We start from the raw sequence: 26,330 nt of genomic DNA, 5'->3' as shown, positions 1-26,330 counted from the left end.
CCCGCCGGTCGGTCTCCGGCGCGAGGCCGACCGGGCACCGTAGGGGCCCGGTCGGCCCTGGGACGGGCGCGAAGCCGATGGAACGGTGGTGGAAGCGGACACCGTGAGCGGAAAGGACGATGAGGACCATGGCTTTTCCTCCTCTGGTTGTCGGTGTCGACGGGAGTGAGCCCAGCCTCGCCGCCGCCGAGTGGGCGGCGGACGAAGCGCTGCTCCACGGTGTGCCCCTGCGCGTGGTGTACGCCGCTCTGTGGCAGCGCTACGAGGGAGCAGCGCTCGCGACCCGGCTGTCCCGTCCGGACGGGCAGGTGATGGCCGAGAACATCGTCGGCTCCATCGAGGAACGCATACGCCGGCGTACGCCGGAGGTGCACGTGACGACGGACGTACCTCATGAGGACGCCGTCGACGCGCTGCTCAGAGAAGGTGACAACGCCTTCGCACTCGTGACCGGCTCCCGAGGACGGGGCGAGTTCACCGGGATGCTCCTGGGCTCGGTCAGTTTCGCCGTCGCTGCGAGAGCCCGCTGCCCCGCCGTCGTCGTGCGGGGCGACAAGGCGGGCCTGGGAAGGGCGCACGAACGGATCCTGCTCGGCGTCGGCGAGGGCGACATCGACTCCGAGGCCGTGCGATTCGCCTTCGCGGAGGCCCGGCTGCGGGGGTGCGGGCTGGACGTGCTGCACGCGTGGCGCTGCCCGTCCCAGGAGACGGCCGACCATCCGCTCCTGACCGGCGAGCCCGCACACCGTCACGAGGAGAAGGCATCCGCCCTGCTCGACGAGGCTCTGGCCGCGGCGGTGTCCGCACATCCCGATGTGCGGGTGCGGCGCGTCACCGCGGAGGGGGCCGCGCGGAAGGTACTCGTCACACGCTCCGCGGTGGCCGACCTGCTCGTCGTCGGAGCACAGCGGCGGCACAGCCGGGTCGGCATGCAACTCGGCAGGGTCGCTCACGCCGTCCTGCACCACGCCGCCTGCCCCGTAGCCGTCATCCCGCGCAGCGGCACGAGCACATCGGAAGGGACAGGGCCATGAGTCACCGGTCGCCCCACCGCGTGGATGACGTGATGACGCGGACGGTCGTCGCGGTTGGTCTCGACGCACTCTTCAAGGAGATCGTGACCACCATCGAGCAGTGGCAGGTCACCGCTGTGCCCGTGCTGGAGGGCGAGGGCCGGGTGGTGGGGGTGGTGTCCGAAGCGGATCTGCTGGTGAAGGAGGAACTGCGCGGCCAGGACTCGACCATGATCGGCCAGAAGCAGCGCCTGGCGGACTACGCCAAGGCCGGGGCCGTCACCGCGCGGGACCTGATGTCCTCTCCCGCAGTCACCGTCTCCGTGGACGCCACTCTTCCCGAAGCCGCCCGGCTCATGGCCCAGCACACGCTCAAGCGGCTTCCGGTCGTCGACGAGCACGGTGTTCTCAAAGGCATCGTGAGCCGGGCCGACCTGCTGAAGGTGTTTCTGCGGACGGACGCGGACCTTGCCGAAGAAGTGCGGCGGGAAGTCGTCCAGCGTCTCTTCCCCGTGTCGCACCGGGGCATCAGCGTCGATGTGACCGAGGGCCGCGTGTCCCTCGCGGGAAACGTCCGCGACGGCGGCCTGATCCCCGTCGCCGAACGGCTGGCGAGGGCGGTGGAGGGCGTCGTGGACGTGCAGTGCCACCTCACCGGACCGGAGCCCACCGCTACGGCGGCCCCATGACCCCCGAGCCCGGCACCGTCCCACGGGCCGCGTGACGGCCCGTCCCGCGCGGGCCTCGGTGTGCGGCCGCGGGCGGGGCGGCGCGAAGGGCGTCGGCGGCGCGAAGGGCGTCAGTGGCCACCCGTGGTCGTCGCCCGCACCACGACCACGGGGCACTTGGCGTGCTGAGCACATCGCTGGCTGACGGAGCCCAGCATGGCCCGGGCGAAGCCGCCGCGCCCCCTGTTGCCGACCACGAGCAGTTCCGCTCCCTCGGAAGCCCTCACCAGCACTTCGGAGGGATCGCCCTGCACCATCATCTGGCGCACCTCGGTCGGCTCGCTGTCGCCGAACACCTCGCGGAGTCCTTCGGCGTAGCGGAGACGGGCGCGTTCCAGGTCGAAACCGGCTTCCGTGGCCGGCCCGGCCCACCCGATCTCGGACGGGGTGTCCCAGGCGCACACCGCCTCGACGACGGCGCCGGTGAGCTCGGCGTGGCGCGCTGCCCAGCGCAGCGCCTCCCGAGACGCGTCGGAGCCGTCGACACCCACCACGACACGAGGGGTGGTTTCCCTGTTGCTGCTGTCCATGACCGCCTCACCGTTCTCGGTAACCCCGCCCGACCACCCTGCCCGGGCTCGGAGAGCCGCGCCAGTCAGGCAGGCACCGTCCGGCCGGGCGGCCAGGAGCACGCCGCGCCTGCGACCCGGAGCCGGGAGCGCGACCCGTAGGCCGGGCCGATGTGCGCAGGCCCCCTCGCGGCGGGGCCGACCGGTCCGTGCCCGGGCCCGTCCGGCCCCTTCTGAGGGCCGCGGGATTCGGTACACCTTGAGGGAGGAACTGTTCTCGTGAGGAGCGCACCATGTCCCGCATCGTCACGGCCGGAATCGACGGCTCCCGTGAGGGTCTCGCGGCTGCAGACTGGGCAGCCGGCGAGGCCCTGATCCGCGGATGTCCCCTCCGCCTCGTACACGTATGGAGGGACGACGACCCTTCCGCGGCCCATTACGCCGACCTCGAAACGAGGCGGCGATCGGCCGAAGCGCTGCTGGACGAGACGGCCGGGCAGGTGCGACGGAACCATCCGGATCTGCGGATCGAGACAGAGCAGAGACCCGGCGCGCCCGTGGAGGAGCTGAGGGCGGTCAGCGACCGTTCCGAGATCCTGGTCCTCGGCTCCCGTGGACTCGGCAGCGTCAAGGGTTTCGTCGTCGGCTCCGTCTCCCTGGCGGTGCTGGCCCGGGTCCGGTGTCCCCTCGTCCTGGTCCGGGCCGGACCCCCGGACGGCTCCGCCCCGCCGTCATCGGCCGGTGACGTGATCGTCGGGCTGGATCTTCCGGGGACGGGCCGGGAGGACCACCTCGCTTTCGCCTTCGCCGCCGCCGAGCGGTACGGATGCGGACTGCGGGTGGTCCACAGCTGGTCCCTGCCGCCGATGTACGGGCCGGGAACGACAGATGTGGTGCCCGTGCTCATGGACGAGACGGCGGAGGCGCGACGGAAGGAGCTGGACGCGGCGCTGGCACCGTGGACCGCGGCCGATCCAGGAGTACGCGTGAGCCGTGAGTGCGTCCAGGGGCATCCGGCGCAGATCCTGGTCGACTCGTCGCCCGGAGCGAGGCTGGTCGTCGTGGGTCTGCGGCAACGTGCCTCACGTCTGGGCGGCCATGTGGGTCCGGTCGTCCACTCCGTACTGCACCACACGGCGGCGCCGGTGGTGGTCGTTCCGCACGGATGACCGGCACGCCGCGGACTCCGGCGGACCGGCCGTGACCACCTCGAGAGACGGCGGGTGCACTCCATGACCACGTACGCGTACGACTTCGCCGAGGGCAGCAAGGACATGGCAGGTCTGCTCGGCGGCAAGGGGGCCAACCTGGCCGAGATGGTCCGGATGGGGTTGCCCGTGCCTCCCGGCTTCACGGTGACCACCGAGGCCTGCCGGGAGTACCTGGAGACGGGCCGGATGCCCGGAGAACTCGACCGGCAGGTCCACGAGCACCTTGCCGCGCTCGAGCGTTCCGCCGGCCGGCGCCTCGGGCAGGACCTCGACCCGCTCCTGCTCTCCGTCCGCTCAGGCGCCCGGTACTCCATGCCGGGCATGATGGAAACCATCCTCGACATCGGACTGAACGATCACTCCGTCCTCGCACTGGCCCGGGCCGCCGGCAGTGAACGGTTCGCCTGGGACTCCTATCGACGCCTCGTGCAGATGTTCGGCAGCACGGTGATGGGCGTCGACGGCACACGCTTCGAGGACGCCCTCGCCCGCCTCAAGGAGGAGTGCGGCGCGGCCGACGACACCCGTCTGGACACACCCGGACTCGTCAGGCTCGTCCAGCAGTACAAGGACCTGATAGAGGAGAGCACGGGAGAGGCGTTCCCCCAGGAACCCACCGAACAGCTCCGCCGTGCGATCCGCGCCGTGTTCGCCTCCTGGAACGGGGACAGAGCGCGCCTCTACCGACGCCGCGAACACATTCCCGGCCATCTGGGCACGGCGGTCACCGTTCAGGCCATGGTGTTCGGGAACCTCGGCCCCGACTCCGGCAGCGGTGTCGCCTTCACCCGTGATCCCGCTTCCGGGCGGCCGGGCGTCTACGGCGACTACCTCGCCAACGCCCAGGGTGAGGACGTCGTGTCGGGCGTGCGGGACGCCGTGCCCGTACAGGAACTGGAGCGGACCGACCCCGGCTCCTTCGCCCTGCTGCTCGCGTACATGCGGCGGTTGGAAGCCCACTACCGGGATCTGTGCGACATCGAATTCACCATCGAGCGCGGAACGCTCTGGCTTCTGCAGACCCGAGTCGGAAAACGCACCTCCCGTGCGGCCTTCGCGATAGCCGTGCAGTTGGCACAGGAGGGCCTGATCACCATGGAGGAGGCGCTGCTCCGGGTGGACGGGGAAGGGCTGTCCCGGCTGATGTTCCCCCGATTCGCCACGTCCGCCACCACCGAGGTGCTGGCGCGGGGCATCCCCGCCTCGCCGGGAGCCGCGGTGGGAGCCGCGGTGTTCGACTCCGCCGAGGCCGTCCGCCGGTCCGCCGAGGGCGAGAAGGTGGTGCTGGTCCGCCAGGAGACGAGCCCCGACGACCTGCCGGGCATGATGGCGGCCGAGGCGGTGCTGACGAGCCGCGGAGGAAAGACCAGCCACGCCGCAGTGGTGGCGCGCGGCCTGGGCACGGTGTGTGTCTGCGGGGCCGACGGCCTCACCGTGGAGGAACACCGGTTCCTCACGGCGAGCGGCACGGTGCGCGAAGGGACGGTCATCTCCGTCGACGGTTCGGAGGGCGTCGTGTACCTCGGGGCGGCACCGCTGGTGGAGTCCACCGTCATGCACCACCTCGAGTCAGGCTCCCCGACGCCTGACGACGACTCTCCCCAGGTGGTCAGGGACGTGCACCGGATGCTCACACAGGCTGACGCCGCACGTCGGCTGGAGGTGCGGGCCAACGCCGACACGCCCGAGGAAGCGGCCCGGGCCCGGCGATTCGGGGCGCAGGGCATCGGACTGTGCCGCACCGAGCACATGTTCCTCGGGGAGAGGCGCCCCCTGGTGGAAGCGATGATCCTCGCGCAGACCGACGGGGAACGGAAGACCGCGCTGGCAGCGCTGCTGCCTCACCAGCGGCTGGACTTCACCGGGATATTCGAGGCGATGGACGGTGCCCCCGTGACCATTCGCCTCCTCGACCCGCCCCTGCACGAGTTCCTGCCCGATCGCACGGACGTGGCGGTGAAGGCCGCGCTGCGGGAGGAACGAGGAGAGCCGGTCGGGGAGTACGACAGGAAGCTGCTGGCGGCGGTCACCCGGATGGCCGAGAGCAACCCCATGCTGGGGCTGCGTGGCGTACGGCTCGGCCTGGTGGTTCCCGGACTGGTGGAGATGCAGACCCGTGCCGTGGCCGAAGCGGTGGTGGCGCGCGTACGGGCCGGCGGAGATCCACGGCCCGAGATCATGGTTCCCCTGGTGGGAACGGTGGAAGAGCTCGCCCTCGTGCGCGAGGAAGTGGAGCGGGTATGGGGTTCGGTGATGTCCGAGGCCGGTACGAACGTCGCCTGCCCGGTCGGCACGATGATCGAACTGCCGAGGGCGGCTCTCACCGCCGGCCGGATCGCGCGGAGCGCCGAGTTCTTCTCCTTCGGGACGAACGACCTGACCCAGACCACCTGGGGATTCTCACGGGACGACGTCGAGGCCGCGTTCTTCTCCGCCTACCTGGACAAGGGCATCTTCGACGTCTCGCCGTTCGAGACGATCGACCGTGAGGGAGTGGGGCGGCTCATCGAGATCGCCGTGTCCGAGGGCCGGGTGGAGAGGCCCGGCCTCACGGTCGGTGTCTGCGGAGAGCATGGAGGGGACCCCCGGTCCGTGCACTACTTCCACCGGGCCGGCCTGGACTACGTCTCGTGCTCGCCCTTCCGTGTCCCCGTCGCACGACTCGAGGCGGGACGCGCCGCGCTCCGCCCCGAGTCGGAGGGCGAAGGCGACTGAGTGCTGCCACGACGCGGCTCCGTCGAGCCGTACCCCAGGGCCACACCGCCCGCATCGCCGGATCGTCCCCGCGCGTCCGGTGTGCGGTACCCCCTCCGCCGCGCGATGCGCCGCGTCCGACGCTGCGCGCTGATCCACCGGGAAGTGCGGGCCAGCCCTTAGCGTGAGCGCGCAACCGCGCGTCCGCGTCCCGGTCCTCGCGCCTTCCGCAGCGGTGCGGAAGCCGCCACGACCCTCCCTCGACCAGGAAGGTGAACCGTCATGGCCGACAGGTCACACAAGGAGCCCACCGAGCCCGAGGCGGTGGGGGACATCGGCAGACGGGTTGCCGCGCGCCGTGAACAGCTCGGACTGACCAGAAAGGATCTCGCACTCCGCACCGGCTCCGCACCTGGCTACATCGAGTACGTGGAGACGCAGCCGGGAACCCACGGGACGGGCTTCATGCTGCGCCTGGCCAACGCCCTCGAGACGACGGTGGACGAACTCTCCGGTGGCACGGTCGACCTCCCTCCCGGTGTGGGCAGAGCGGCCTATCACCCCGAGTTGGTGGAGCTCGGCCATGAGGAGTGCTGGAGACTGGTCGGCAGTCACGGAGTGGGCCGCGTGGTCGTCACCGGCGAGCGGGGGCCGGCCGTCTTCCCGGTCAACTACGTGACCATCGAGGGAACGATCGCCTACCGGACCGCCCCGGACTCCGGCCCGCTGCACGCGGCGGGACACGAGACAGCCTTCGAAGTGGACCACATCGACGAGGCCTTCAGCCGCGGATGGAGCGTACTGCTCGTGGGCCCGGCACGCACGGTCACCGACCCGGAGACGGTCCAACGGCTCGAGACCCTGCCGCGCCCCGCCACACCCTGGGCCGGCGGGCAACGGGACCGCTGGGTCGTCGTGACACCCCACAGGGTGACGGGACGCCGCATCGTCGTCCGCGACACCTGAGCCCTGGCCCGCGCGTCAGCCGGGCGGCGGAGGCTGTTCGACTTCGAGCACGTCGCTCACCGCTCGGCGCGGGGTCGGCGGGACGAGGGGTCCGTATCCCAGCCTGAGCAGCATCTGGGGGAACGCCGTCGCCGAAGGAGAAACCGGATCCCGCAACAGCCACCGCAGTTCGGCTCGTTCGATGGCCTGAGAATTGAGCGAGGTGGACAGTCCGTCCAGTGTGGCCTGGAGCAGAAGCCGTTCCAAAGCCTGTCCGGCGAGCAGCCAGTCCTGCGGGCGGTCGTCCGAGGTTCCGAGCACGACGAGGCGGGGGGACTGTTCGAAGACCGCCGACCCGCGGCCGGGGACCGGGCGGCCCAGGGCGAAGTCCCTCACGGGCGCCCTGCCGTCGTGCCGTTGAGGCCCGAAGGCGTAATCGGGTATCCCCTCGGACGCGCCGGCGCCGGTCCCCGTCCACCGGGCGATCTCCTGGCGGACGGCAGGGGACAGGGACTCGTCCTCCTCGGCCTCCTTCACCACGTCGAGGACCGCGTCGACCTGCCAGTCGCTCAGGACGGCCATGCCCGCGCCCTCGGACCGGGCTGCGCTCTTGAGCCTGTCGAGCACGGCGTCGGGGATCGCTTCGTCCGTGAAGGGCTGACGGCTGCTGCGCCGACGGGTGATCGCCGGGTGGAGAGCGGCTTCGGCGTCGGGTCCGTCGGACTCGGTGAACACGGCGGTGGCGAGCAGTTCGGGATCGGCGGGATCGGGCAGCAGGCGGACCTCCGTCGACCAGCCGGTGTGGGCGGCGGCCACCCGGAGGTTGAACAGTGCGGCGCCGCAGCTGATGTGCATGCCGCGGGTGGTGGGATCGGTCTCGGGCATGTAGCGCGCCGTTTCCATACGCAGATCGAGTGCGTGCACCGCCGGTGTGTACCGGAAACGCCAGGGCTGTGCGTTGTGCATGGAGGGTGCCATCGTGGCGTCCTCGACCCATGCGGTCATCACCGCCACATCAGGGTGTCGAGTCGGCATCAGTGTTCCTTCCCGGACGAGGGGGCACGCGCGGGGACGACCGCGACGGGACAGGCGGCATGATGGATGACGGCGTGCGCCACGTGCCCGAGCCGGGGACCACCCAGGTGTTTACGCGGACGCCGGCCGACAACCAGCAGCCCGGCATGGGGCGAGGCGTAGACGAGTTCGGCACCGGGCGTGCCCACGACGGCCTTCGTTTCGACGGTCACGTCGGGAAATCGCGTCCGCCAGGGAGCGACGGCGCGCTCCAGATCCCGCGAGACATGGCCGGCGAGTTCGCTCCCGAGTCCCGGATCGGCGGTCTGGGCGTAGGAGTACATGGCCGGCAGGGACCAGGCGTGCACGACCCGCAGGCGGCTGCGCCGCAGGGCGGCCTCGGCGAAGCCGAACTCCAGTACCTCCTGGTCGCCCCCATCCTTCAGTTCGACACCGACGAGCACGTCGTCGGTGTCGAGAGGGGCGTTCCGCTCCTCCTCCCGCGGCGTCAGGGGGCGGACGAGCACGACCGGTCGTCCGGACGCCGCGGCGAGCGGCAGTGAGGTGGAACCGACGAGGAAGCCGGCGAAACTGAGCCCGCGCGAACCGAGGACCAGCAGGTCCACCCGCCCCGGCGCGTCGACCTCGGCCATGAGCACCTGGGTGGGGCGATGCCCCGACAGGTTCTCCGTGGTGACGGCCAGGCCCGGCTGGTCCCGTTCCGCCAGCCGGGCCGCCTCCCCGAGCGTGTCCTCGTCCTCGTCGGTCTGCTCGGGAGGTACGGGGATCTCCGGCGTGAAGGGCCACTCGCGGACATGAACGATCCGCAGGGGCAGCTGCCTGAGAGCGGCCTCCCGCGCAGCCCATCTCACGGCCGCGAGGCTCTCCGGCGTCCCGTTGAGTCCTACCGTCACGTTGCCTGCCATGGTGGTCTCCTCGCGTTGCCGGGTACCGGTCCGGGTACCGGAGAGGTCGGGCCTCAGCGTGCTCCTCCGCGGTCCCATGCCGCCCGCCGCTCCCCGACGTCCTCCTCCAGGCGGCGCCGGACCTCGGACGTCAGCTTCGCGAGACGGGGGGAGACGGCCGGGACGGGCGGTTCCGGCCGGTGTATCTCACGAGCGGAACGGGGCAGGGCGGCCAGATCGCTGACGAACCGCTCGTGAGCCGCGGCCAGGGTGTCGGGCGCCCCGGTGCGCCGTCCTTCGGTCATGACCGTCCGCAGAAGGGGTTCCTGGTCCGCGCGTACGTTCTCGTCCGCCAGCGCTATCACGTCTCCCAGCTCCTGGGAGCGAAGGATCTGCTTGCGTCCGGGCGCGGTCACCTTGGCGGCCGAGAGCTTCATCATCGGCCGGCCGTCGTACTCCACCAGCTTGTAGGCGGTGTCGAGGTAGGGGGCGTCGGACGAGGTCCCCACCCGGGTGCCCACGGCGTACACGTCGACAGGGGCGCCGGAACGCACCAGGCGGTCGATGCGGTACTCGTCGAGACCGCCACTCGCGATGATGGCGACGTCCTGCAGCCCCGCGTCGTCCAGGATGCCGCGGGACTGCCGTGCGAGGCCCGCGAGATCGCCGCTGTCGAGTCTGATCGCGGACCCCGGGCCGCGCCGCAGGTCACGGAGCACGCGAGCGGCGGTCGTGACACCGCTGGCCGTGTCGTACGTGTCCACCAGGAAGGTCACCGGGCCGGCACGGCTGCGCGCGAACGCCTCGAACGCGGCCTGCTCGTCGCCGAAGGCCTCGACGTACGAGTGCGCCATGGTGCCGGAGGCGGTCATGTTCCACCGGAGGGCCGCGGCGACGTTGCTGGTTCCTGCGAAGCCGACCATCGCCCCCACCCTGGCCGCCTGCATCCCCGCCGCCGGGCCGTGTCCGCGGCGCAGGGAGAAATCGATGACGGGACGGCCGGCCGCGGCGCTCACGCACCGTGCCGCCTTGGACGCGACGGCCGTCTGGTGACTGACCTGGCTCAGCAGCCAGGTCTCCACGAGCTGCGCCTGGGGCAGCGGGGCGGTGACCTCGAGCAGAGGCTCACCGGGTAGAATCGTCCGCCCCTCCGGCACCGCTCTCACCTCGCCGTCGAAGCCCATACCGACCAGCGGCAGCACGTCATGGGGCTCGCAGCCGAGGGCCACGGCGAAGTCCCGCGCGTCGTCCGGGGTGACGCGGAAATCGGTCAGGAAGTCGAGGACCGGTTCCAGGCCCGCGCTCACGAGGAAGCCGCGTCCCGGAGGCAGATCGCGTACGAACAGGCTGAACGTGGCGTTGCGGGTCATACCTTCCCGCAGGTAGGAGAGAGCCATCGACACCTCGTACAGGTCCGTGGTCGTGACGTGCGACACGGCGCTCATCACCTCTTCTCGCCCGGGTCACGGTGTGCCGTCCAGGCCGGGGGTTCCGTGCACTATCAGGGTTCCGCGGGGTTCCGGTCGCGTAAAGGGCCGAGTGGGGCACTTCGGGCAGCTGAGCCGTGTGGCTCCCGGGGACCTTCGGCCCCCGGGAGGGGCCGCCGTGCCCCTTCCGCGCGCGGCACCGCGGACAGGAGCGTGGAGTGGAGACGTGGCGTACCCGGCCCGGAGGGGTGTCCGGTGGGGACGCCGCCCCCGGTGCTCGGTTGAGGAGGAACGATGACGCAGCCGTTCGCGGATCAGCACATCGTGGTAGGCATCGATCCGAGCGACCCGTCGGTCCCCACGCTCGCCTGGGCGGCTGACGAGGCCGACCGCAGGAACCTGCCTCTGCGGCTCGTCCTGGCGGTCCCGCTCCTGCATGACACTCAGCACGTGGACGCGACGCCGCACCGCATGTTCCTCCAGGCGCAGGGGCGGGAGGCGCTTGCCGCCGCCGGTGAGACGATCTTCCGGCTCAGCCCCCACGCCCACGTGGTGACCGAACTCGTCGACGGGCAGCCGGCGGTGGTACTCGGCCGGCGCGCGACCGGCCGCACCCCCATGATCGTCGTCGGCTCGCGGCGGCTCAGCCGCCCGGCTGAGCTGCTCAGCACCCGGTCGGTGGCCGCGCCGCTCAGCGCCCAGGCGAACTGCCCCGTGGTCGTCGTGCGGGCACCCGAGCACACGGCGCAGCACCCTCCTTACCTGGTCGTCGGTGTGGACGGCAGCGCCTCCTCGCAGGAGGCCGTGAGATTCACGTTCGAGGAGGCTGACGTGCGGAAGGCGTCCGTACACGCGGTGTGGGTGTGGCCTCGGCCCACCGTCTTCGGCGGGACCCGGCCCACCGTCTCGCTCGGCGAGGGAGGAGCCGAGTCGGAGGAGCGTACGCGCCTCCTCGCCGAGGTGCTCGCCGGGTGGTCCGACCGGTACCCGGACGTGCGGCTGACGCAGGAGGTGCGTCGGGGACATCCGGTGGAGGAGCTCGCCCGTGCGTCGTCGACCGCGCACGCGGTCATCGTCGGACGGCGCGGCCGCGGAGGGTACACAGGCATGCGGCTCGGGTCGGTGGTCCACGGACTCCTGCACCGGGCCGAGTGTCCGGTGATCACCGTGCCCGGCGAAGCGTCCTGAGCGCGGCGAGCGGGCCGGGGATGGCCCGCTCCGGCGTCCCGAGGTGCCGGCTCCCCCCGCCCTCCGCCCCTTACACTTCGCCTCCCCCGCCCCGCTCACCGCGTTCCACCGGGGGATCCTCACGGTGGCCGAGAAGATCGAGGCGTATGTCCACGACGCCTTCCACCGCCCGCACGGCACGAGCGATCAGCGGGACCAGGGACCGATCGGACAGACTGCCTCCCAGGGTGACCACTCCGTCCTCGACGTGAACGGCCATATCGGCGGCTGCGGAGATTTCGCCCAGGACCGCGAGTGTCTCGTCGGCGATGTCCTCGTCCGACCGCAGGAACACCTTGAGAAGGTCGGCTCTGCTGATGATCCCCTGCAGCAGTCCGCCACTGTCCACCACCGGCAGGCGCTTCACCTGCCGTCGTGCCATGATCCGGGCCGCTTCGGTCACCGTCGCGTCCGCGTGCACCGTGACGGCCGGGCTGGACATGAGCTGTTCCGCGTAGAGGGCGTCGGCCTTGGAGACGTCGGCGAACGGCCGGTCGCCGGGGGCGGAGGTCTCGTCGGGACGGTTCTCCTCCTTGGGCAGGAGGTCCGCTTCCGACACCACCCCTACGACACGCCCTTCGCCGGCGAGCACCGGCAGGGCGCTCACCTTCCACTCGTCCAGGAGTCTGACGATGTCCTTGTACGAGGCCCGGCTGCCGACAGCAATGGCAGTGTGCGTCATGAGGTCGCTCACGGTGTGAGGCGAGGTCGTCATCTTCGGCTCCTTCGGTACAGCGCATGGGCACATGGGCTGGTTACCGCGTCGTCCGGGTTCGCGGGACGTGCTTCAGACACGGCGGCTCCACTCCGGTTCCACTCTGCTCCACTCGGTTTCCCAGTTGACCGCGCGGCGCCGGTTGCACACCCGGTGGACACCGACACCGGCCACGGCTCCGGCGCCCGCGACGACGGCCGCGCCGCTCAGCCCCGCCGTCAGCGCTCCGGTCCAGGCGTCCCGGCCCCCGGACGGAGCGGAGGTGGTGCTGCCTCGCCGGTCCACCCAGAGAGTGGTGTGCTCCCCGCGTCGGGTGCCGGGGGCCACCAGGGCCCTTCCCGTGGTGGCGGCCCCGGAGGAATTCGTCCAGCGGACCGGTACCAGCACCTTCTCCGTGCGGCCCGACTCGTCCGCCCACGGCGCGGATCCGGGAGCGTCCCGGAGGACCAGGGCCCGGACGGGATGGCGCGTGGCGCGCTGTTCCGCGGCCACCGACCGTTCGTGGTCGTAGGCCGCCCAGCCCTTCGTCACGCCGAACACCGAGCCACATCCGAACACCAGGAGGCACAGGACGAGCAGCAGGCGTGCCTCGAGGACGTCGACGCGCCGACGCAGGGGGTGGGCATTCCGTCCGCAGTGCCACATCACTCCGCGCATGGGCTCCCAGTCCTTCTGACCATGCTCCGATCGCTGAACCGATCCCTGACCTGCTCCCCGGAACCCGACGGTGCCGGTGGCCGTCCATCGGACCCGCGTTCCCCGGACTGCGTTTGTTCCGTCCGCTCCCCGCGAGGCGCCGGGCTCCGCTGTCCAGTGTGGGCGTTCACCGGGAGACGTCGAAGGGCCGTCCGATGCATCCGAGGGGGCCGAACGGTCCCTCGTCGCCGCTGGACCGCCGGGTCGTCGTCCGGGAAGGGACCGAACGACCCGGTCGGTTACCCCGTATGTCTCTCGCACGGGAGTGGACGCCTCCCGAGACTGGAGGGTCCGAGGCCTACGACGGCGCAGCGGCTGTGAGTCCCCACGGCCGGGCCCGAGCCCGCCGGCCCCTTCGGCCGCGGCCGACCGGGGGCCGGCGCGAGCCTGACGACGCACGTCCGGAGGTGGCGCATGGCGCACGGCCGGGAGCCGAGCCCTACCGCGGAGAGGGAGCCCGATCCCCGCGAGTCCCTGCCCAGGCTCCGCGAGGAGCTGGGCACCGACGACCGGGGGCTGTCCAGCAGGGAGGCGGCTCGGCGACTGGCCGTGTACGGAGCCAACGAGGTCCCGGTCAAGTCGGAGTCGTCCATCGGGCGGGAACTCGTCCGGCAGTTGGCACATCCGCTCGCCCTCCTGCTCTGGGCGGCCTCCCTCCTGGCCTTCCTGGCCGGAATCGCGGTGCTGGGCTGGGCCATCATCGCTGTGATCATGGTGAACGCGGGCTTCGCCCTGATGCAGGAGCGGCAGGCCGAACGCGCGGTGGAGACGCTCGCCCGTTACCTGCCCGAGCACGCCGAGGTGGTCCGGGACGGTCGGGAGCAGAGCGTCGAGGCGCGCACCCTCGTACCGGGAGACCTCGTCATCCTCGACGAGGGGAACAAGGTCCCCGCCGACGCCCGGCTGACGGAGGGCGGCATACAAGCCGATCTGTCGATGCTCACGGGGGAGTCGGCGCCTGCGGAAAGGGTGGCGAGCCCAGCAGTACAGGATGTGCCGCTGCTGCAGGAACCGGATCTGGTGTTCAGCGGTACGACGTGCACCGGTGGCCGGGCCCGGGGCATCGTCTACGCCACCGGAAGCCGGACGGAACTGGGCCGCATCGCGGCGCTCAGCCAGCGCACGCACCGGGAGCAGAGTCCCCTGGAGCACCAGGTCAAGAGGGTGGCCTGGTTCATCGCCGCGGCAGCCGTCGTGATGGGTGCGGTGTTCCTCGTCGTCGGCGTCGCGGTGGGGCTGCCCCTCTCCGACGCGCTCACGTTCGCCATCGGGCTGCTCGTGGCGAACGTACCCGAGGGACTCCTGCCCATCATCACGCTGGCTCTGGCGGTGGGCGTACGCGCACTGGCGCGGCAGGGCGCCGTCGTCAAGCGGCTCAGCGCGGTGGAAACCCTGGGATCCACCAACGTCATCTGTACGGACAAGACGGGCACCCTGACCCAGAACAGAATGCGGATGCAGCGCCTGTGGACCCCGCAGTCCGGGACGGGGACGGGAGCGGACGCGCAGAACCTGATGCGCCTGACGGCGAACTGCACGACGGTCAGCCGGGACGCCGAAGGCGTGCTGCACGGCGACGGTACGGAAACGGCGCTGGTCGACGGAGCCACGGCCCTGGGGGCCGGCCCGGACCTCGGCGAGCGGGACGAGCGCAGGCGGGCGTTGTACCGGTTCGACCCACGGCTCCGGTTGATGAGCGTCCTCACCTCGCTGCCCGGCCCGGACGACCGGTTCCTCCTCATCACCAAGGGCGCGCCCGAGGCCGTACTGGCCCGAGCCACCGGCAGCGGAGGTGCGCGTTCCGAAGAGGTCGTCCGCACGGCACGGGCGGCGGCCGAGGACATGGCACGCGGGGGTATGCGCGTCCTGGCGGTCGCCACCCGCGCGTTCTCGCCCGGCGCCCTGCCGCTCGGCCGGGAGGAGGCGGAATCCGAGCTGGAGGTCCAGGGACTGGTCGGTCTGTACGATCCTCCCCGCCCGGAGGTGGCCGCGGCGGTGGGCCGGTGCCACGACGCCGGACTCCGGGTTCACATCGTCACGGGTGACAACGGCTCGACCGCGGCGGCGGTGGCCCGCCAGGTCGGCATCGGCCGGCCGGAACTACGGGTGGCGGCCGAGGCGGAAGGACTCACCGAACAGCAACTCGACGAACTGCTCGGACCGGAGAGCAGCGCGGAGACGGTCTTCGCCCGCTCGTCGCCCGAGACCAAGCTGCGGATCGCGGACACCCTGCGTCATCACGGCCGGATCGTCGCGATGACGGGCGACGGTGTCAACGACGCTCCCGCACTCCACCGCGCCCACATAGGCGTCGCCATGGGGCTCTCCGGGACCGACGTGGCCCGTGAGGCCGCCACCATGGTGCTCACGGACGACAACTTCGCCACCATCGTCACGGCGGTCGAGTCGGGCCGGCGCGTGTACGACAACGTCCGTAAGTTCATCGTCTACATCTTCGCCCATCTGGTGCCCGAGGTGGTGCCCTTCGCTGTCTTCGCTCTGTCCGGCGGCGCCGTTCCGCTGCCCCTGACCGTCCTCCAGATACTCGCCGTGGACCTGGGGACCGAGACCTTGCCCGCCCTGGCGCTGGGACGGGAGAAGGCCGAGCCCGGAGTCATGAGCAGACCGCCGCGGGAGAGCACCCAGGGCGTCATCTCCCGGGACATGCTGATTCGCAGCTGGGGGTATCTGGGGGTGGTTTCCGCGGCTCTTTCCATGGGGGCCTTCTTCTACGTCCTGTGGCGCGCGGGCTGGCATCCCGGCAGTCCCACCGCCTCGGGGAGCGAGCTGCACGGAGCGTACGTGACCGCCACCACCGGCACCTTCGCGGGCATCGTGATGTGCCAGGTGGGCACGGCTTTCGCCGCCCGGACGGACCACGCGTCCCTGCGGGCCATCGGCCTGTGGACCAATCCACTCCTGCTGTGGGGCATCGCCTTCGAGCTCGGCTTCACCGGCGCCCTGATCTATCTGCCGCCGCTGCAGAGTCTGTTCGGTACCGACGCGCTGCCCCCCGACGTGCTTCTGATCATCATGTCCTTCCCGTTCGTGGTGTGGGGGACCGACGAACTGCGCCGCGCCCGGCGACGGAGGGTCCACGGTCAACAGGCTTCAGAGAGGTGAGTACGGTGCACGCATTCGTTTACCACGGTCCAGGCCAAGGCCGCTGGGAGTCCATCGGCGATCCGGCCGTCGAGCAGCCGACCGACGCGCTCGTGCGGGTGACGGCGACCTCTGTGTGTACGGGTGATCTTCGCACGCTGCGCGGGGACACCGCGGACGTGAAGCCCGGCACGGTCCTGGGGCACGAGGCTGTCGGCGAGATCGTGGAGGTCGGACCGGAAGTACATGCCGTGGCCCCGGGGGACGAGGTGATCGTGTCGTCCATCTCCGCCTGCGGCCGCTGCGTACCGTGCAAGGAAGGCACGTACGGCCGGTGCGCGCACGGGGGAGGGTGGCTCCTCGGACACGAAGTGAACGGCACACAAGCGGAGTTCGCCCGGATCCCCTTTGCCGACCACTCGACGCACAAACTGCCCTACGCCATGGCCGAGAGCACCGCGGTCCTGTTCTCGGAAGTCCTGCCCGCCGCCTTCGAACTCGGGGTACGCAACGGAAAGGTCGGGCCCGGAACCACGGTCGCCGTGGTCGGGGCCGGGCCCGTCGGCGTGGCCGCTCTGATCATCGCGGGGCTCTACACCCCGGCCAGGGTCATAGCGGTCGACCTGTCGTCCCGTCGGCTGGAGATCGCCGCCGACCTGGGCGCCGACGCCGCGGAACTCCCGGGGCAACTGATCGCGGACCTCTCGGAAGGTCCCGGGGCCGATGTGGTCATCGACGCGGCGGGAACCCCGGACAGTTTCACGCTGTGTACGCGGGCGGTCCGTTCGGGTGGGCACATCGCGAACATAGGTATGCACGGCACGTCGGTCACCCTGCATCTGGAAGAGCTGTGGCACAAGAACGTCACGATCAGTATCGGCCAGGTCGACACGTCGTCCACGCACTGGCTCCTGGAGTCCCTCGCGCCCGACCGGCTGGAGCGCCTGTCGCGGATCGTCACCCGGAGACTCGATCTCGCCGAGACCGGTCGCGCGTACGAGCTTCTCTCCACCGCTGCTGACGACGGAGCGTTGAAGACACTGCTGCAGCCGGCGTAGGCAGGTGCGGTGACAGCCGCCCGGGGCGAACGGACGCGAGGGGAGTCCTGGCCTGCGGACCGGTGGGGCACGCCTCTCCGTCCTGGGGAGCGTGGGGAGGCACTGCCGCCAGTGGCCTCCCACCGGCACGGAGGGGTTCGACCGCGCCGGTGCGTACAGGACATCCGCCGCCGTACCCGCGGGTCCGCCGGACACGACGGCACCGACTGGCCCGGGCGCGCCGGACAGCCGATGGTGGTAAGGGGCGGGGAGCGTCGCAAGGGACGGGCGGTGAGCGAGTGAAGACGCCAGCGACCACGCTCCGGTGGTCACCGGAGCCGGTGCTGCTCGCGGTGACGGCCGCGGCTCTGACAGCGGGCGGCGTGTCCTGGCTGGCCGGTGCCCACGACCTCGCGGACGTGATCTGGGCCGTGGGCACCGGCGCGGCGATCGTGCCGTCCGTGGCCTGGATGATCGGCGCGCTGCGTCGGCGGCGGGCCGGGGTGGACCTGATCGCCGTCCTCGCGCTGGCCGGCACCCTGGCCACGGGTGAATACCTGGCCGGAGCGTTGATCGCCCTGATGCTCGCCACCGGCCGCTGGCTGGACGCCACAGCCGAACGGCGTGCCTCGCACGACCTGAGTCACCTTCTGGAGCACGCCCCGCGAACCGCTCGCCGCCGCACCGCGGGCGAGGTCCGCCTCGTGCCGCTCTCCGAGGTCCAGGTGGGTGACCTGCTGATCGTCGGCCCCGGCGAGGTCGTACCGGTCGACGGGCGCGTCGAGGGCGGCACAGCCGTTCTCGACGAGTCCGTACTGACCGGCGAGTCCGTCCACGTCGAACGCACTGCGGGCCGGACGGTCCGCAGCGGTGGTGTCAACGCCGGCACCGCCTTCGAACTGCGGGCCGGTGCGACCGAGCAGGACAGCACGTACGCGGAGATCGTCCGCCTGGCGCGTCAGGCCGGCGCGGAGAGTGCCCCGGTCATCCGGCTGGCCGACCGCTACGCCGCCTGGTTCCTGCCGCTGTCGCTGGCCGTGGCCGGTCTCGCATGGCTGGTCAGCGGGTCGGCCGTGCGGGCGGTGGCGGTCCTGGTGGTGGCCACGCCCTGCCCCCTCCTGCTCGCGGCCCCGGTCGCGATCGTCTCCGGCCTTTCGCGTGCCGCCCGCCAGGGCGTGGTGATCCGCGACGGTGCCGCGCTGGAGACCCTCGGACGCGCCCGCACCCTCGTGCTCGACAAGACCGGCACCCTGACAACCGGCCGCCCGGGCGTCATCGACATCGCCACCGCTCCCGGCCGAACTCCCGACGAGATGCTGGCCCTGGCCGCCTCCGTCGACCAGTACTCCCCTCACGTCCTCGCGCGCGCCCTCACCGACGAGGCCCACGCGCGTCACCTGACCCTCCACGCGGTGCGCGACGTCGCGGAAGAGCCGGGGCGGGGCGCGACCGGACGGATCGGTACCAGCGTGGTCGGCGTCGGCAAGCACGAGGACGCGGCGCTGCCGGACTGGGCGCGCGCCGCCGACAACCGCGCCACGCTGGACGGTGCCGCCGTGGCCTGGATCACCGTGGACGACGCGCTCGTCGGGGCGGTCCTGCTGCGCGACCCGTTGCGCACCGACGCCCCGCGCGCCCTGAGGCGCCTGCGCGGGGTGGGTTTCCAGCGTCTGCTCATGCTCACCGGGGACCGGCCCGAGCCGGCCCGTGAAGTCGCGGCCGTGCTCGGCCTGGACGACGTGTTCTCCCGCCAGAGCCCGGCCGACAAGGTCGCCGCCGTCCGCAGCGAGGGCGCGAAGGCGGTCACCGTCATGGTCGGAGACGGCGTCAACGACGCCCCCGCCCTCGCCGCCGCCCATGTCGGGGTCGCCATGGGGGCACACGGCTCCAGCGCCTCCTCCGAGGCCGCCGACATCGTCCTGACCACCGACCGTGTCGACCGCCTCGCCGACGCCGCCGCCATCGCCGTTCGCGCGCGGGCCATCGCTGTCCAGAGCGCACTGAGCGGCATGGCACTGTCCCTGGGAGCGATGGGCGCCGCCGCGTTCGGCCTGCTGCCCCCAGCCGCCGGCGCCCTGCTCCAGGAAGCCATCGACGTCGCCGTCATCCTCAACGCACTGCGTGCGCTTCGGCTCGGACGCACCGCTCAGGTCGCCGTCGGGCCGGCCACCGAACAGATGATCCAGCGCTTCGCCGCGGAGCACACCGACTTGCGGGAGGTCCTCGAGGCTATCCGCGAGTCCGCCGACCAGCTCACCGGCACCGGCGACCCGGCGGTTCTGGACACGGTCCGACGCGTCGACCGGCTCCTGACCGAACGCCTGCTCCCACACGAACGTGCCGAGGAGGAGCAGCTCTACCCGGCCCTGGGCCACGCGCTCGGCGGCCCTGAAGCCACCGCCACCATGAGCCGCGCCCACACCGAGATCCACCGCCTCGCCCACCGCATCAGCACCCATCTCGAACTCGTCGACACCGAAGGGCACCTCCGCCCGGAACAGCTCGACGACCTGCGCGCCTGCCTCTACGGTCTGCACAGCGTCCTGCGGCTGCACTTCATCCAGGAGGAGGAGAACTACTTCTCGCTCGCGCCGTAGGGGCGCGGCCTCGACGTTCCGTACGGCGGGGTGGCGGGCGCCGGCCAACACCGCCGTGCCCCGTCAGTCGCCGAGGAGCCGCTCCCACAGCAGGCCGTCGCGCCAGCTCCCGTCGAGAAGGATCGAGGAGTGAGCGACGCCGTACGGGCTGAACCCGTTACGGCGCAGCACCCGCTGCGACGGCAGATTCTCCAGGTGGGTGGAGGCTTCGACGCGGTGCAGCCCGAGTTCCTCCTCCATCACCCGGAGGGCCAGAGCGACGGCGCGCCCCGCGTGCCCCTGGTTCTGGGCGAGCCCGGTGATCCAGTATCCGACGGAGGCGCGGCGCAGGTGCGGCTGCGGCAGTATGCCTCCGACGGTGACCTGCCCGACAACCTGGTCGTCGGCGAGCACCACGCCCGGCCAGGCCGTACCGGCGCGGTGTCCGGCCAGCAGACCGTCGATCCGCTTCGCCTGGCCCTCGGGGGTGAAGAACCCGGCGGGCTGCGCCGGTTCCCACCGCCGGAAGGCCTCGACGTCCCGCACCCTGTGCGCGGCGATCGTCGCGGCGTCGGTGGGCTCGATCAGGCGGATCCTGGTGGTCGTGCTGCGCATGGCTAAGTCCTCATCGCGGTGCGTCGGCTGGGACGGCCAGCCTAGGCAAGCAGGCAGGCAGGAGCACCGCTCCGGGGGCTCAACCCGGCCGAACCGTCCCGTGGTCACGGCTCGCCCGCGGTCCGCGGCCCCCGGGGCGCAGGAGTTCGTACGGGAGACCGCCTCCGGTACACGAGGAGCAACCGGAGACCGGCCGGGGGCCGGCCGTCACGCCGCCCGGAGTGTCAGGGTGCCTCCCCGCGAGTCCTGCGGCTCCGTGACGAGACAGGGCCGGAATCCCACGGCGAGCCGGTCCAGGAGCGTCCGCAGCCATCGGGAGTCCGGGGCCGAGGCGTGGTGCAAGCGCATGCGCCGGGCCTGGAAGGGGGCGATGCGTACCTCTGCGAGTCTGCCGGTGCCGGGTTCGAGGGAGACGAGGTAGAGGAGCCGCAGGTCGTCGCGGTAGTGCTCGTAACCGGTGATGCCTTCGTAGTCGTTGATCAGGTCGCCGCAGCCGTGCAGGACGAGCTTGCCACGGTACGTCTCCAGGGGGCGGGGGTGGTGGGAGGAGTGGCCGTGGACGACGTCCGCTCCGGCATCGACCAGGGCATGGGCGAGGGCGACCTGCTCCTGGGGCAGGCGGTAACCCCAGTTGGTACCCCAGTGGACCGAGACCACCGCGATGTCGCCCGCGCGCTTCGTCCGCCGCACCTGTTCCGCCACGTGGGCCGCGGCGGCGTCGTGCGGGCCGGCCACGAAGCTCACGCCACTGCGGTCCCCGGTCGCCGCCCAGTCCCGCGGGACGCCGCTTGACGGCATGCCGAAGGCGAACACCAGCAGACGGCGGTCTCCGGCGAGGGGGACGAGCGCCGGGAGGCGCGCCGCGGTGGCGTCCCGGCCCGCGCCGGCCGTCCGCAGCCGGGCGGCGGAGAGTGAGTCGAGGGTCTCCGCCAGACCGGGACGGCCGAAGTCCAGGGTGTGGTTGTTGGCCAGGACGCAGACATCAGGGCGGGCGGCGGCCAGAGAGGGAAGGTTGGCGGGATGCATCCGGTAGTGGATCTCCTTCCCGGGGGCGAACGAGTCGCTGCGGGTGACAGCGGTCTCCAGGTTGATGACGCGCGCGTCGGGTGCTGCCGCGTCCAGCACCTGCAACGCGTCCCCCCAGGGCCACTCGAAGCCGACGGGATGCGGGACCGGCCCGTTCTCCCTCTCCGCGAGGCGGACATACTCCCGGGCATCGCGTACGTAACTCTCGTGCAGCTCCGGGTCGTCGGGGTGCGGAAGGATCTGGTCCACGCCACGGCCGAGCATGACGTCACCGCAGAAGGCCAGCGTGATCACGCCCGCCCTCCGGAAGGTGCCGGGCCGTCGGCGTCGCCGCCCGACAGGCTGCTCGCGTTGTCGATGACGTCGATCAGGGCCAGGGTGATGTTGTCGGGGCCGCCGGCGTCGATGGCGGACTTCCACAGCCGGAAGGCCGCATGGCCGCCGTCGTGGGCGCGCAGCACGGTGTCGAGTACGTCCTCGGGCACCGGGTCGGTCAGGCCGTCGGTGCACACGAGGTAGCGCTCTCCCGTGGTGAGCGGCTCCGTGCTGACGTGCGGTGTGATCGCGCTGAACGGTGAGGCACCGCCGAGCGCCTGCGTGACGACCGACGTGGTGCGCCGGCCCGGTGCCGCCGGAGGGCTGTCGTCGACACTGATCCTGCGCAACCCCGCGTGCGTGGCGGGCGCGTCGAGCACGCGGCTGTCACCGACGTTGAAGACGAGGACCTCTCGAGCCAGGACCACGACACCCGCCACCGTCGTCCCCATGCCGGTGAGGTCGGGGTCGCGCCCGGCGGCCGCGTACACAGCCTGATTGCACACGTCCAGCGCGTCCCGGACGGCCTGCTCGCTGTCCAGTACGGGGCCCAGCGCTGCCAGCCGGCGGACTACGATGCTGCTCGCCACCTCACCGGCGGGCTGCCCTCCCATGCCGTCGGTGACCGCGACGACCAGCGGCGAACCGAGCGGGAACCCGAGTGTCTGAGGGTTCTCGGTCACCGTTCCGCACAGCGTCCACGGACCGGCGGCCAGACTGTCCTCGTTGTGATCGCGCATGAGCCCCGGGTGGCTCAGGGCGGTGACCGTGATGAACGGCATGTTCGGCCGCCTCTCCGCACGGCGGGCGTGTTCCGTACCACCATTCTCGCGCGGCGCGCCGCGTCCGGCCCACTCGGAGCCCGTGGCCGGCGACCGCCCTGCCCGCTGTCCGGCCGTTCCCGCCCGGCTACCGGCCGATCGGCTTGCCGGACCGGTCGCCCGGGTAGCGGGCCGACCCGGATGGTCGTAGACAGGTGGCATGAGTGAGGAGAAGACGTCGTGGCATCCCGGAGAGATCGTGCCGGACAGCGGGATCTACGAGTGTGACTGCGGTGCCGCGCACCACTGGAGCACAGATGTGAAGGGACACCGGTTCCCGCCCCTGCCGTCGGGTTGCCCGGGCAGTGCGTGGGCGCTGCGGACCCAGGCGCACCCGGACAGCGACTGACCACCGGCGCCGCGGCAGGCCGTGACCCGCGCCACGGTGACCGACTCCGTGGGCCGATGCCGTCGGCGCCGGACCGGCAGCGGTCACCTGACGCAGGATCAGGGAGATCGGGCGGTGAGGCGCATCCCACCGCCGGGCGCCGCGGTGCGGGGATCCTCGGGACCCGGCACACTCCCGCCGCTCGCGGCGTCGACTGCCGGCTGCCGGTTGTCGGGCGCCGGGTGCTGCGGTCCGCGGCCGTACGGCCGAGGGCTGGAACCACGCGCCCGCGCCGGGGATGGCCTCATCGTCGTCAACGGAGGGGCCGCGGTCGAGGGGCCGGGGTACGCGGCGAAGTGGCCTGGGCTGTCCCGGAGCGGTGACCGCAACCGTACGTACCCGACGGGCTCACCGTCGCCGCCGGTCATCCCGCGGGTCGTCCTCCCCACCGCTTCCCCGTGCCTGCGGTGGGGCGGGCACACGTGCGTCGCGCGCGTCCCCCCGCACGCCGACGGGCCTTCGGGGTCCTCGGCGCCGAATGGCGCCGGGTTCGCGGGGCACCCGATGATGGATCGATCAGACACCGCACCCTTGATCACCTTCCGCTCATCCTGGAGGCAGCGCCATGAGTCTTCTGCGTTTCGCCGGCCGCCCGATGCTCGCCTCGATGTTCGTCGCAGGCGGCATGAACTCCCTGCGCAGTCCCGAGGCCGTGGCCCCGGCGGCGGAATCGGTCGTCCGGCCGGTCGCCGACCGCGTGGCGGTGCTGCCGGACCGCACCGAACACCTCGTTCGGATCAACGGTGCCGTCCAGGTGGTGGGCGGTGTCCTGCTCGGGCTCGGCCGCCTGCCCCGGCTGTCCGCGCTCGCCCTCGCCGTGACGCTGGTGCCGACCACGCTGGCCGGCCACCGCTTCTGGGAGGCGGAGGACCCCTCCGACCGGGTCCAGCAGCGCATCCACTTCCTCAAGAACGTGTCCATGCTGGGCGGTCTGCTGATCGCGGCCGGCGACACGGGTGGCGCCCCGTCGCTGCTGTGGCGCAGCCGCCACGCCGCCCGGGGCCTGCGGCACGACGCGCGCGTGGTGCGCCGTTCGGTCCGGGCCACCGCACGTCCCGCGGCGGTGGCCGGCGGGGTCCGGGCCAAGCTGGGCGTCTGAGACGGCACCGTCCCCGTGTGGTCCCGACCGGGCCGCGGCGGACGTGGGTGCGCCCCCCGGCGAGTGCGATGGCGCTCGGGAGCACAGGTCACCGTAAGGCGTTTCCTGCCTGCTCCGCCGGGCCGCCAGCGCACCGGCGTCCACCGGGACGGGGGCCGGTGTGAAGTCGTCGGCGGCGAGCGGGGACTGCTCGCCGCCCTGACGCCCCGGGGCGGCGAGCAGTTGAGCCTCGGCTCCACCCGTTCCCGACCGGGCGGTAGGCGGGATGACAGGCCGGGCCCGGGAGACGTGACGTCAGAACATGAACACAACTCCGGTCCGTACCAAAGCCTTGACAGGCCTGGCGTTCATTCCTTAAATCACGTAATGAAGTAACCGCCACGGTCCGCCCCACGCCTCCCGTCCGCCCTGTCCGACTCGTCCATATGTGACATGTGCACGTCAGGCGCGGACCATGCCCCCCACGCTCCCCGAAGGGAGAAGGAATGAGTTCCACGCGTCATCCCCGACGTCTGGTCCTGTCCCTCGTCATGGCACTCGGCCTCGCGTCACTGTCCACCGGACTCGCGCAGAGCGCGCCCGCGCCGGTGAGTACGGCCTCCGAGGCCGTACCGGCCGCCGTCACGTTCTCCGACGAGTTCGACGGCCCGGCCGGCTCGGCCGTCGACGGCGGCAAGTGGCAGACCGAGACCGGCGACAACGTCAACAACCACGAACGGCAGTACTACACCGCGGGCAACAGCAACGCCGCGCTCGACGGGCAGGGCCATCTCGTCGTCACCGCGCGCAAGGAGAACCCCGGTAACTACCAGTGCTGGTACGGGCGGTGCGAGTACACCTCCGCCCGGCTGAACACGGCGGGCAGGTTCACCACCACGTACGGCCGGGTCGAGGCGCGGATGAAGATCCCGCGCGGGCAGGGCATGTGGCCGGCCTTCTGGATGCTGGGCGACGACATCGGCCAGGTGGGCTGGCCGTCCTCCGGCGAGATCGACGTCATGGAGAACGTCGGCTTCGAGCCGTCCACTGTGCACGGCACCCTGCACGGCCCCGGCTACTCCGGCAGCGGGGGCATCGGCGCGGGTTACACCCTGCCCGGCGGGCAGGCGTTCGCCGACGCGTTCCACACGTTCGCGGTCGACTGGAGCCCGAACTCCATCACCTGGTCCGTGGACGGGACCGTCTACCAGCGGCGCACCCCCGCCGACCTCGGTGGCAAGCAGTGGGTCTTCGACAAGCCGTTCTTCGTGATCCTCAACCTGGCGGTCGGCGGCTACTGGCCGGGCGACCCCGACGCCAGCACGGCGTTCCCGCAGCAACTCCTCGTCGACTACGTCCGGGTGAGCTCCGGCAGCGGCCAGCAGGGCGGCGGCGGTCCCATCACCGGCCTCGCGGGCAAGTGTGTGGACGTCGCCGGTGGCGCGGTGGCGAACGGTACGGCGGTGCAGCTGTACGACTGCAACGGGACGGCCGCGCAGCAGTGGACGGTGGGTGCCGACGGCACGATACGGGCACTGGGCAAGTGCCTGGACGTCGCTTCCGGCGGTACGGCGGACGGCACCCGGGTGCAGCTGTGGGACTGCAACGGGACGGCAGCGCAGCAGTGGGCGACACCGGCTGCCCGGGACATCGTGAACCCGCAGGCGAACAAGTGCCTCGATGTGAGCGGGGGCAGCAGCGCCAACGGCACCCGGCTGCAGATCTGGACCTGCACCGGCGCGGCCAACCAGAAGTGGACGGTGACCCGGTGACCGTGATGCCCGGCTGACATCGGTCCCCGGACCGCACCCGCAGGGGGTGGCCCGGGGACCGTGGCGGCGGTGACCGCAGCCCTCCGGGCCGGCCGCAGGAAAGCGACTCCCCGGGCGGACACCTGTCCCCGGCGGCGGCCGGCGCCCTCACCCGCGCACCGCCGCGGCGGGGACGCCGGCCGCACACGGACCGCCGGCCGCGCCCCGAGGGCATCTCCGGCGGACGCCTCGGCCCTCGGCGGGTTCGCTGCCGTCGCCGCGCCCGGGGTGGGGTGTGCCAGGACCCCGGAATCCGTCAGCACGCGGGGTTCCGTCAAGGTGATCACCCCTCTCCCCGGCCAGGGGCTGTCGGCCGCCCGGGTCCGCCTGCGCACCGGAGCCGGACGTCACTGAGGCCGTGATCGCGCGCGCGGACCTGGTACCCCCGGTACACGGCTCTGCCCGCGCCGCCGGCACGCGGCGGACGCTCCTGAGGGCCGTCCCCGCTGTCGGCGGGCGCGGACGGCCCCTCAGGAG

21 protein-coding genes are annotated in these 26,330 nt (G+C 71.9%); 12 read left to right on the top strand and 9 right to left on the bottom strand.

All coding sequences use genetic code 11. The features are described 5' to 3' along the window. Positions 1 to 119 precede the first annotated feature (119 nt). Together ACH4VO_RS07490 and ACH4VO_RS07485 are read left to right on the top strand one after the other, a co-directional pair. Positions 120 to 1,034 (top strand): universal stress protein, encoded by a 915-nt coding sequence (locus tag ACH4VO_RS07490; RefSeq protein WP_360984973.1) that lies wholly within the window; start codon positions 120 to 122, stop codon positions 1,032 to 1,034. Next, a complete protein-coding gene (locus ACH4VO_RS07485) occupies positions 1,031 to 1,702 on the top strand; it encodes a CBS domain-containing protein (RefSeq protein ID WP_360984976.1) in 672 nt (223 codons plus the stop codon). Before ACH4VO_RS07490 ends, ACH4VO_RS07485 begins: the two co-directional genes overlap by 4 nt. A 110-nt stretch (positions 1,703 to 1,812) precedes the next feature. Here the strand turns inward: ACH4VO_RS07485 and ACH4VO_RS07480 are convergent, their stop codons facing one another. Further along, positions 1,813 to 2,271 carry a universal stress protein gene (locus ACH4VO_RS07480; RefSeq protein WP_360984979.1) on the bottom strand — a complete coding sequence of 153 codons (459 nt, stop codon included), beginning with the start codon at positions 2,269 to 2,271 and terminating at the stop codon, positions 1,813 to 1,815. A gap of 272 nt (positions 2,272 to 2,543) precedes the next feature. Between ACH4VO_RS07480 and ACH4VO_RS07475 the strand changes: the two genes are divergently transcribed. From ACH4VO_RS07475 to ACH4VO_RS07465, 3 genes are all read left to right on the top strand, one after another. Continuing rightward, positions 2,544 to 3,419 carry a universal stress protein gene (locus ACH4VO_RS07475; RefSeq protein ID WP_360984982.1) on the top strand — a complete coding sequence of 292 codons (876 nt, stop codon included), beginning with the start codon at positions 2,544 to 2,546 and terminating at the stop codon, positions 3,417 to 3,419. A gap of 63 nt (positions 3,420 to 3,482) precedes the next feature. Next, positions 3,483 to 6,176, top strand: a complete 2,694-nt coding sequence (gene ppdK / locus ACH4VO_RS07470) for a pyruvate, phosphate dikinase (RefSeq protein ID WP_360984985.1) — start codon at positions 3,483 to 3,485, stop codon at positions 6,174 to 6,176. Between the two features lie 261 nt (positions 6,177 to 6,437). Further along, positions 6,438 to 7,121, top strand: coding sequence for a pyridoxamine 5'-phosphate oxidase family protein (locus ACH4VO_RS07465; RefSeq protein ID WP_360984988.1), 684 nt, complete (start codon positions 6,438 to 6,440; stop codon positions 7,119 to 7,121). A gap of 15 nt (positions 7,122 to 7,136) precedes the next feature. Here the strand turns inward: ACH4VO_RS07465 and ACH4VO_RS07460 are convergent, their stop codons facing one another. From ACH4VO_RS07460 to ACH4VO_RS07450, 3 genes are read right to left on the bottom strand one after another with little or no spacing between them, the layout of a single operon-like run. Then, positions 7,137 to 8,135, bottom strand: coding sequence for an Acg family FMN-binding oxidoreductase (locus ACH4VO_RS07460; protein WP_360984991.1), 999 nt, complete (start codon positions 8,133 to 8,135; stop codon positions 7,137 to 7,139). Continuing rightward, a complete protein-coding gene (locus ACH4VO_RS07455) occupies positions 8,135 to 9,040 on the bottom strand; it encodes a universal stress protein (protein WP_360984994.1) in 906 nt (301 codons plus the stop codon). The genes ACH4VO_RS07460 and ACH4VO_RS07455 overlap by 1 nt, the downstream gene beginning before the upstream one ends. A 53-nt stretch (positions 9,041 to 9,093) precedes the next feature. Next, positions 9,094 to 10,455, bottom strand: a complete 1,362-nt coding sequence (locus tag ACH4VO_RS07450; protein WP_360985087.1) for a nicotinate phosphoribosyltransferase — start codon at positions 10,453 to 10,455, stop codon at positions 9,094 to 9,096. Between the two features lie 285 nt (positions 10,456 to 10,740). On the opposite strand from ACH4VO_RS07450, the gene ACH4VO_RS07445 reads away from it, so the two are divergent. Beyond that, positions 10,741 to 11,634 (top strand): universal stress protein, encoded by an 894-nt coding sequence (locus ACH4VO_RS07445; protein ID WP_360984997.1) that lies wholly within the window; start codon positions 10,741 to 10,743, stop codon positions 11,632 to 11,634. Positions 11,635 to 11,704: 70 nt separating this feature from the next. Here ACH4VO_RS07445 and ACH4VO_RS07440 read toward each other — a convergent pair whose 3' ends face one another. Both ACH4VO_RS07440 and ACH4VO_RS07435 read right to left on the bottom strand, forming a co-directional pair. Next, positions 11,705 to 12,388 carry a CBS domain-containing protein gene (locus tag ACH4VO_RS07440; RefSeq protein ID WP_360985000.1) on the bottom strand — a complete coding sequence of 228 codons (684 nt, stop codon included), beginning with the start codon at positions 12,386 to 12,388 and terminating at the stop codon, positions 11,705 to 11,707. Positions 12,389 to 12,460: 72 nt separating this feature from the next. Beyond that, positions 12,461 to 13,045 (bottom strand): hypothetical protein, encoded by a 585-nt coding sequence (locus ACH4VO_RS07435; protein ID WP_360985003.1) that lies wholly within the window; start codon positions 13,043 to 13,045, stop codon positions 12,461 to 12,463. 453 nt (positions 13,046 to 13,498) lie between these two features. Here ACH4VO_RS07435 and ACH4VO_RS07430 point away from each other — a divergent pair, with 453 nt between their 5' ends. The 3 genes from ACH4VO_RS07430 (at position 13,499) to ACH4VO_RS07420 (ending at position 19,820) form a co-directional block, all read left to right on the top strand. Next, on the top strand, positions 13,499 to 16,207 hold the full coding sequence (locus ACH4VO_RS07430; RefSeq protein ID WP_360985006.1) for a cation-transporting P-type ATPase: 2,709 nt from the start codon (positions 13,499 to 13,501) through the stop codon (positions 16,205 to 16,207). Positions 16,208 to 16,212: 5 nt separating this feature from the next. Then, positions 16,213 to 17,244: an alcohol dehydrogenase catalytic domain-containing protein gene (locus ACH4VO_RS07425; RefSeq protein WP_360985009.1), complete on the top strand. Its 1,032-nt coding sequence runs from the start codon at positions 16,213 to 16,215 to the stop codon at positions 17,242 to 17,244. Positions 17,245 to 17,693: 449 nt separating this feature from the next. Further along, positions 17,694 to 19,820: a heavy metal translocating P-type ATPase gene (locus ACH4VO_RS07420; RefSeq protein WP_360985090.1), complete on the top strand. Its 2,127-nt coding sequence runs from the start codon at positions 17,694 to 17,696 to the stop codon at positions 19,818 to 19,820. 63 nt (positions 19,821 to 19,883) lie between these two features. Here the strand turns inward: ACH4VO_RS07420 and ACH4VO_RS07415 are convergent, their stop codons facing one another. The 3 genes from ACH4VO_RS07415 to ACH4VO_RS07405 form a co-directional block, all read right to left on the bottom strand. After that, positions 19,884 to 20,414 (bottom strand): GNAT family protein, encoded by a 531-nt coding sequence (locus ACH4VO_RS07415; protein WP_360985012.1) that lies wholly within the window; start codon positions 20,412 to 20,414, stop codon positions 19,884 to 19,886. Positions 20,415 to 20,621: 207 nt separating this feature from the next. Beyond that, complete coding sequence (locus tag ACH4VO_RS07410; protein ID WP_360985093.1) at positions 20,622 to 21,731, bottom strand: CapA family protein; 1,110 nt, start codon at positions 21,729 to 21,731, stop codon at positions 20,622 to 20,624. Further along, on the bottom strand, positions 21,731 to 22,537 hold the full coding sequence (locus ACH4VO_RS07405; protein WP_360985015.1) for a protein phosphatase 2C domain-containing protein: 807 nt from the start codon (positions 22,535 to 22,537) through the stop codon (positions 21,731 to 21,733). Before ACH4VO_RS07405 ends, ACH4VO_RS07410 begins: the two co-directional genes overlap by 1 nt. 199 nt (positions 22,538 to 22,736) lie before the next feature. Between ACH4VO_RS07405 and ACH4VO_RS07400 the strand changes: the two genes are divergently transcribed. The 3 genes from ACH4VO_RS07400 to ACH4VO_RS07390 all read left to right on the top strand — a co-directional run bounded on the left by ACH4VO_RS07400 (position 22,737) and on the right by ACH4VO_RS07390 (position 25,814). Beyond that, positions 22,737 to 22,925: a hypothetical protein gene (locus ACH4VO_RS07400; RefSeq protein ID WP_360985018.1), complete on the top strand. Its 189-nt coding sequence runs from the start codon at positions 22,737 to 22,739 to the stop codon at positions 22,923 to 22,925. A gap of 604 nt (positions 22,926 to 23,529) precedes the next feature. Continuing rightward, positions 23,530 to 24,063 carry a DoxX family protein gene (locus ACH4VO_RS07395; protein ID WP_360985021.1) on the top strand — a complete coding sequence of 178 codons (534 nt, stop codon included), beginning with the start codon at positions 23,530 to 23,532 and terminating at the stop codon, positions 24,061 to 24,063. 485 nt (positions 24,064 to 24,548) lie between these two features. Beyond that, positions 24,549 to 25,814, top strand: a complete 1,266-nt coding sequence (locus tag ACH4VO_RS07390; RefSeq protein WP_360985024.1) for a lectin — start codon at positions 24,549 to 24,551, stop codon at positions 25,812 to 25,814. Positions 25,815 to 26,330: the final 516 nt, after the last annotated feature.

Source organism: Streptomyces sp. NPDC020780 (assembly GCF_044334475.1).
Classification (GTDB): domain Bacteria; phylum Actinomycetota; class Actinomycetes; order Streptomycetales; family Streptomycetaceae; genus Streptomyces.
The sequence above is the reverse complement of the archived record's forward strand: the minus strand, read 5'-3'. Positions and strand labels throughout refer to the sequence as shown.